This is a genomic window from Synechococcus sp. MU1655, assembly GCF_023630655.1.
In the GTDB taxonomy this organism is placed as follows: domain Bacteria; phylum Cyanobacteriota; class Cyanobacteriia; order PCC-6307; family Cyanobiaceae; genus Synechococcus_C.
Genome location: NZ_JAKUHK010000083.1, coordinates 1 through 7,350 on the forward strand (window position 1 = coordinate 1; position 7,350 = coordinate 7,350).

Here is a 7,350-nt window from a genome sequence, read left to right on the forward strand (position 1 = left end):
TCCAGGTGTACATCAATTCACCGGGGGGCTCGATTACAGCAGGTTTGGCGATCTACGACACGATGCAGCAAGTGGCTCCAGATGTCGTCACCATCTGCTATGGCCTCGCTGCCTCAATGGGAGCATTTCTGCTCAGCGGAGGATGCAAAGGCAAACGCTTAGCACTGCCCAACGCCAGGATCATGATTCACCAACCCTTAGGTGGTGCCCAAGGTCAGGCCGTGGACATCGAAATCATGGCGCAGGAAATTTTATTTCTTAAGGAAACCCTGAACGGTCTGATGGCGGGGCATACCGGCCAGCCGCTCGCCAAAATCACAGAGGACACCGAACGGGACTACTTCCTTTCTCCAGCAGAAGCGGTTGAATACGGATTGATCGATCGCGTTGTGGACAATCTCGGAGGCGAAGGAATCATTACGGGGGGCTGACACAGCCCACTTTCCCAACGATCCTACGTACTCAGTCCGATCCCACTCCGACCGGTTCTGTCTTTCCGTTTGATGTGTCCAGAGCCCGATGGCCAAATTTGACGCCCATCTGAAGTGCTCTTTCTGCGGAAAGTCCCAGGAGCAAGTGCGCAAGCTGATCGCAGGTCCTGGGGTTTACATCTGTGATGAATGTATCGATCTCTGCAACGAGATTCTTGATGAAGAGCTGATCGACGCCCAGGGAAATCCCCGTCACGGCGCCGAACCTTCCAAAAAAACTGCTGCAGGCGGCACGCGCAAAACCAGCAAACCTGCCCCAACGCTGGCCACGATCCCCAAACCCCAAGAGATCAAGGGTTTCCTCGACGAACAAGTTGTTGGTCAGGAGGCGGCGAAGAAGGTGATGTCTGTAGCTGTCTACAACCACTACAAACGCCTGGCTTGGCAAGGCGACGGCCAGGGGGAAGCCGCCCAAACGGCCACCAGACTGCATAAGAGCAACATTTTGTTGATCGGTCCAACCGGCTGCGGCAAAACGCTACTGGCCCAAACCCTGGCGGAAATGCTCGATGTGCCTTTCGCCGTTGCCGATGCCACCACCCTCACAGAAGCTGGCTACGTCGGAGAAGACGTTGAAAACATCCTGCTACGGCTGCTGCAGAAAGCCGATATGGATGTGGAACAGGCTCAGCGAGGGATCATCTACATCGATGAAATCGACAAAATCGCTCGCAAAAGCGAAAACCCCTCGATCACACGCGACGTGTCTGGGGAAGGCGTTCAACAGGCCCTTTTGAAAATGCTGGAGGGCACCGTGGCCAACGTGCCTCCTCAGGGTGGTCGCAAGCATCCCTACCAGGACTGCATCCAGATCGATACGAGCCAAATCCTGTTCATTTGTGGTGGAGCCTTTGTGGGCCTCGATGACGTGGTGCAGAAACGCATGGGCCGCAATGCCATCGGCTTTGTGCCGAACGATGGAAGGGGGCGCAACCGCGCTACCCGCGATATCCAAGCTGCCCAGGTGCTCCGCCATCTCGAACCCGATGATCTGGTCAAATACGGCCTCATCCCAGAGTTCATTGGGCGCATGCCTGTGAGCGCAGTGCTTGAACCCTTAGACGAACACGCACTTGAGTCGATTCTCACCGAGCCACGCGACGCCCTGGTGAAGCAATTCAGCACTCTCTTGAGCATGGACAACGTGCAACTGGACTTCGAAGCCCAGGCCGTTGAGGCAATTGCAAAAGAAGCTCACCGTCGCAAAACAGGAGCCCGAGCCCTGCGCGGCATCGTGGAGGAGTTGATGCTTGATCTGATGTACGAGCTTCCCTCCGATCAAAACGTGACTGCCTTCACGATCACCAAAGCCATGGTCGAAGAACACACCGGTGGCAAGGTGCTTCCTCTCCCCGGCACCAAGCAGCACAAAGAGTCGGCTTGAACGTCACCCTGAATGGCTGCCGCTGACCATCTTTCAGTTCCACGCCAACACGGTTTATTTCTGCATCACGGCATCGATCTGGGCGATGGCACCATCGCCCATTACCTGGAGGGACGAGAAATTCTGCGCAGCCCGTTGGAGGAGTTCAAACGCGGGTTAGAAACCAGCGTTGTGGAGCATGAGAATCCATCTCCAGCGGGCGTCACACTGCGGCGCGCCATGAGTCGCATCGGCGAACAGCGCTACAACCTGCTCTTCAACAACTGCGAGCACTTCGCCAGCTGGTGCAAAACCGGCCGACATCAGAGCGGGCAAGTTGAGAACTTCCTGCACACCTCCAGCCTCGGCGCTTTGGCAATCGGCCAGCTGATGCCCGCAGCACTTCTCACGGGACTTCGATTGCTCCTGAAGCAAGGGTTGGTGAATGAACAATCCCGAGATCGCGCTCGCCGCGGCCTATCGCAGCTCAAAAAACTCCGTGAAAACTTGCTCACCCAGCTGGAAGGCAAGCTTGAGCAGGCTGAGGGATGGATCCGCGGCGGCCCCAACAATGGCGCCAGCGATCGCTACGGAGGACAGGGCAGAAAGCTACTCAAAGCAGGGCAAAGCCTCGCCGATGAACTCGCAGCCTTAGAAGAACTCGAGCAACGCATCAACGATTTGCTCAACGAGCAACATGGGCCTTCCATCAGCGATCAAGCTGAGTAACCTCAACGTCTTGCGGGTAGTGCATGAGTCAGGCCTATCAGCCGCTGCATCACAAATACCGTCCTCAACGGTTTGATCAGCTGGTGGGTCAGGAGGCGATTGCCGCCACCCTCGGCCATGCCCTCACCTCCGGACGTATCGCACCGGCCTATCTGTTCAGCGGCCCGCGCGGAACCGGCAAAACGTCCAGCGCCAGAATCCTGGCGCGCTCCCTCAATTGCCTCAGCCACGACGGCCCAACGCCCCAGCCCTGCGGGACTTGTGAGCTCTGCAGATCGATTGCACTGGGCACAGCCCTGGATGTGATCGAGATCGATGCCGCGTCCAACACCGGTGTGGACAATATTCGCGATCTCATCGAACGCTCCCGGTTCGCCCCTGTGCAAGCGCGCTGGAAGGTATACGTGGTGGATGAGTGCCACATGCTCTCCACAGCCGCATTTAATGCGCTGCTGAAAACCTTGGAAGAGCCACCGCCGCAGGTGGTGTTCGTGTTGGCCACAACCGATCCCCAACGGGTGCTTCCCACAATCCTGAGCCGCTGCCAACGCTTTGACTTCAGGCGGATTCCCCTCGAGGCTTTGAACTCGCACCTCGCCTGGATTGCCGAGCAGGAGGCGATCCCGATCCAACCAGAGGCCCTGCATGTGGTGGCCCAACGCGCCCAAGGAGGCCTGCGCGACGCAGAAAGCCTGCTTGATCAGCTCAGCCTCCTCCCGGGACCGATCAAGGCGGATGCGGTCTGGGACCTCTTAGGAGCCGTTCCAGAGCAAGAGCTTCTCAACCTGGCTGAAGCACTGGCGGAGGGAGAACCGCTCACGCTTCTGGAGGCGAGCAGACGCCTGCTGGATCGTGGCCGGGATCCCGGTGCTGTACTCCAAGGGTTGGCGGGCATTTTGCGCGACCTGGTGTTGATGGCTGTCGCACCGGACCGCCCAGAGCTCACCGGGGTATCACCACAATTTCGAAAGCAGTTGCCTGCACTCGCGAAACGCCTAGGCCGTCAGCGACTTCTTTACTGGCAAGCACAACTCAAAGGCAGCGAACAGCAACTGCGTCAAAGCGTGCAACCAAGGTTGTGGCTTGAAGTGTTGCTGCTTGGCCTCCTTGCTGACGCCGAGCTCCCCGTTGCAAAACCCAGTTCTGCAGCACCGGACAGCAAGCCACCAAGCAGCGCTCAAGCAAGTAATCCTCCAGCCATCAGCACACCGGCGGTCACCAACACAGCTCCAACACCTGAAACACCAGCACCATCACCCGTCAGCCTTCCCAACACGAGTCCGCAACCGGTCGTGAGCTCAGAGCCTCCTCCGACGCCGCGATCAGCGCAAGAGCCAGACCCTGACAGCCACAATCTGGCTGAACTATGGCAACAGATTCTCGCCAGTCTCGAGCTCCCCTCCACCCGAATGCTGCTGTCACAGCAGGCGCAACTGGTCCGACTCGATCCCCATCGCGCTGTCGTGCAGGTGGCTGGAAACTGGATGGGGATGGTGCAAAGCCGGGCCAGTTTGTTGGAGCAAGCCATCAAACGTTCCATTGGCGGGAACCGACAACTGGTTTTGGAAAACCACGGTGGCGCAGCCCCGATGGCCTCAACACCAGCCGCCGCCGCAACGCAAGCATCACCATCCACGCCGATCACCGATCCAACGGCGTCTCAGGCCCAGCCTCCTCAACCAGCGGTCTCTCAACCAGCGCCGACTCAACCAGCGCCGACTCAACCGAAGCCAGTATCTCAATCGCCGGTCGCGATGCCTGCAGTGCAAACACCACCCATCACTCCGGCGGTAGCGCCTGCAACAAGCTCACCGCCTGCAAGCTCGAAACCGCCCAGCGTCGTCTCAACAGAGATCTCTGGACCGGGCTCCCCATCCATGGGCTCGCCAACTCTCCCTCCACCAGCGGACGTGAGCCCCCCTTCAATCATGGATGAAAAAGTGAAGCGCTTTGCCGACTTTTTTAACGGTCAGATCCTGGATGTGGAACTGGACAATGACTAAACCGTTTCAACCGTCAACGCTCAGGCTTTGACCGTCTCTTCAGTCCCGCGATGGCTGGTTTTTGCCCAAACCAATGTCTTGGGAAGCACTGCCATCCGCAACGTGACCCAGGGAATGACAAAGAACCAATGGCTGAGGTAGGCAATACCCAACAGCAATGAAAATGGATCGGGTTGAGGTAGGGCAGGGCCTTCGCTGAAGCGGCGGCACGCTCTCCAATACGCAACGCCTGACACGCCAAACGCCACGATCGACAAGGGCCAGTAAGCCGGTGAGGTACGCGTGATCACACTGGTGACCAAGTCGGCAAAGGAGAGAACAGGGAGGGCGTACTGAAGCAAGAAAAAGCAAGCCAGGTCACGTCTCTGACCGACCGTTAGGCGATTGGATAGCAACCCCGGCCAGTAATCAAAGAAGCGCTGCAACCCTCCTTCTGCCCAACGTTGTCGCTGCTTCCAAAGCGCCGAAATGGACTCCACCGCTTCTTCTCGCACCGGTGGATTCCAAAGCAGCGTTGTGCGCGCACCCTGGAGCAAAAAACGAAAACTAAGGTCCAGGTCGTCCGTGACCGTGTCCTCATTGAAGCCACCGCAGGCTTCCAACACATCACGACGCAGCAACTGCCCGTTGCCACGAAGTTCAGAGACCCCTCCGCCCAACAGGCGCCCCTGCTGAATCAACGCATCAAATGCCATCTCCATGGCCTGGACCCGCGTCAGCAAGTTGGTATCAGCATTCGTCACCGCTTTGCGCATCTGCACCCCAGACCAATCACCCATCACGGCGATAGGAATCAAGCGTTCCAGTTGGTCGTCACTGATCTGACCATCGGCATCCAGCACGAGAATCCACTCCCCACTGCTTTGAGCCAACGCAGCATTTAACGCACCCGACTTCCCTCCACCTGCATTGCGCTGCCGGCGAATCACGTTCAAGTTGGGGTACTGAGGCTTCAGTTCATCCAACAGATCTGGAGTTTTGTCTTCGCTGCCGTCATCAACAATCCAGGTGGTGAGTTGGCCCGCTGGATAGCGAAGTGCGCCCAGGCGTTCCATCAAACGTGCCACCACAGCCTCTTCATCCCTGGCCGCCACCACCACGTCCACGTTGGGCCAAGAGGCAAGGCTGTCGACTACGGCGGGTTCTACAACCGAAGAGGAGTCTGTACTTGAGGGCTCATCCCCATAAATTGCAGGCGTGCCATTCGCGGGACTAGCACTCTCGTCAGAGCCTCGAAGCGTTGTGCTGAGGGAATACCCACCCAGCACGAGCGCAAGCGTGAGCGAAGGGATGAGGCTCCTGGAGGGATCAAGCCAATGGGGTGCGGCTCCAGCGCAACCGCAAGCCACCACAAACAGGGCTGTCTTGCCGCGCCGGCGGTCGCCTGTCCCTGCGGCCAACACCCTGTCACCATTCGAAGTCATGGGACTTTAAGGGGCCTGACCAGTTAGGGAGCTCGCCGACGGCTGAACCGCAGTCAATGTTGTGCCCGGGTAGTAGTGACTAAGGATCCGTTCAAAGCTCCAACCCCGAGCCGCCAAATCGATGGCACCAGCTTGCGAGAGGCCCACTCCATGACCAAATCCTCCACCGTTAAAACGCCATCGATCGAGCCCAAGTTTCTCAATCACAAACAATGTGCTGGGAAGGCGACGCAGGGTGCGACGGATGCCATCCAGCTGCAACAGGACCGCCTCTCCATCACCCATCATCTCGATGTCGAGAGCAAGCACTCTTCCACTCGCACCTCTCTTCTCAACTCTGAGATCATCGGGGACACCAGAAGGAAGACCAGCTGCACGTAAAGCCTGGGCCACTTGGCCAGCGCTATAGGTTCGCGACCAACGAAAACGGGGGTGATTCGTGCCATAGGCCCCCTCGCTGCGCGCCAGCAAGCCACTCACGGAGGAGGCGTCCTTCATTGGCAACGCCATTCCATTGACCCATGCCGCTGAGCCGTCGGCACGGGCCTGAACGTAAGGAAGTGAGTCCATCGCCCAGGCCTCATCTCCTCCAGCCATCACTCCACCATTACTGGCGTGATACCAGGCTTGAATCGGCTCGCCATTCCAAGTCAACACTTGTCCTGACGTGGCACGAATCGCCTGACGCACAGCAGCACTGGCTTGACGGGGATCGCTGTACACCTGGCACTGCGTATCACTGCAGAGGTGATAGCCATCGATTGCAAACCGATGGCTATTCGCCAGGGCCCAGGTGCGCGCCAACACCGCCTGAGCCTCGAGTGCCGCCCTTGGAGATCCGGCGCCAATTTCGTGGGGAACCACCCCCTCTAAATAACGCTCCAGCGGAACTTGTTCGAGCAATGTCCAACTGCCGTAGGCATCCGGCTGAAGACGAAATGGGCCACGCAGAACGCCTCCCTGCCAAAGAAGACCGTTCGGAGCCGCCAGCATCAGCGGACCCTGCAACGTGCGTCCACCCGATGGGCCCTCCCAGACGACTTTCATTTCCGTTTTCACCGTGCGCATCCATCTCCGCACCGAGACCCCTTCAAGCGGCTCAGCATCCATGGGTGCCCACACCTCCCAGTCGCCGGGATGGGCGACACGGGCAACCACACCTTGATAACGCCAACGATTGGCAATCCGTTCCGCTGATTCAAAACTGGCGAAGGGGCCAGCAATCTGGCGTGCAATCTCCACAGGTTCAGCCAAAGGAGCAAGTCGCCAGCTGAGACGCAGCGACCTTGCCTCTGCAACCTCCGCTCCAGATGCATCCCTCAAACGCAGGGACTCCTGAC

Annotated in this window: 6 protein-coding genes; 4 read left to right on the forward strand and 2 right to left on the reverse strand. The window is 58.5% G+C overall.

Features of this window, described 5'->3' with window-relative positions; all coding sequences use genetic code 11:
- The 4 genes from NCN04_RS05525 to NCN04_RS05540 form a co-directional block, all read left to right on the forward strand.
- On the forward strand, positions 1–431 hold a 431-nt coding region (locus NCN04_RS05525; RefSeq protein ID WP_250395431.1), incomplete at its 5' end, for an ATP-dependent Clp protease proteolytic subunit.
- Positions 432–519: 88 nt separating this feature from the next.
- Entirely contained in the window at positions 520–1,875 is a 1,356-nt protein-coding gene (gene clpX / locus NCN04_RS05530; RefSeq protein ID WP_011618053.1) for an ATP-dependent protease ATP-binding subunit ClpX, read from the forward strand.
- Positions 1,876–1,887: 12 nt separating this feature from the next.
- On the forward strand, positions 1,888–2,583 hold the full coding sequence (locus NCN04_RS05535; RefSeq protein ID WP_048347649.1) for a lecithin retinol acyltransferase family protein: 696 nt from the start codon (positions 1,888–1,890) through the stop codon (positions 2,581–2,583).
- A 23-nt stretch (positions 2,584–2,606) separates the two neighbouring features.
- Entirely contained in the window at positions 2,607–4,586 is a 1,980-nt protein-coding gene (locus NCN04_RS05540) for a DNA polymerase III subunit gamma/tau (RefSeq protein ID WP_250395432.1), read from the forward strand.
- A 20-nt stretch (positions 4,587–4,606) separates the two neighbouring features.
- Here NCN04_RS05540 and NCN04_RS05545 read toward each other — a convergent pair whose 3' ends face one another.
- Complete coding sequence (locus NCN04_RS05545) at positions 4,607–6,010, reverse strand: glycosyltransferase family 2 protein (RefSeq protein WP_250395433.1); 1,404 nt, start codon at positions 6,008–6,010, stop codon at positions 4,607–4,609.
- 6 nt (positions 6,011–6,016) lie between these two features.
- Positions 6,017–7,350, reverse strand: a 1,334-nt coding sequence (locus NCN04_RS05550; protein WP_250395434.1) for a SpoIID/LytB domain-containing protein, incomplete at its 5' end; no start/stop codon positions are given.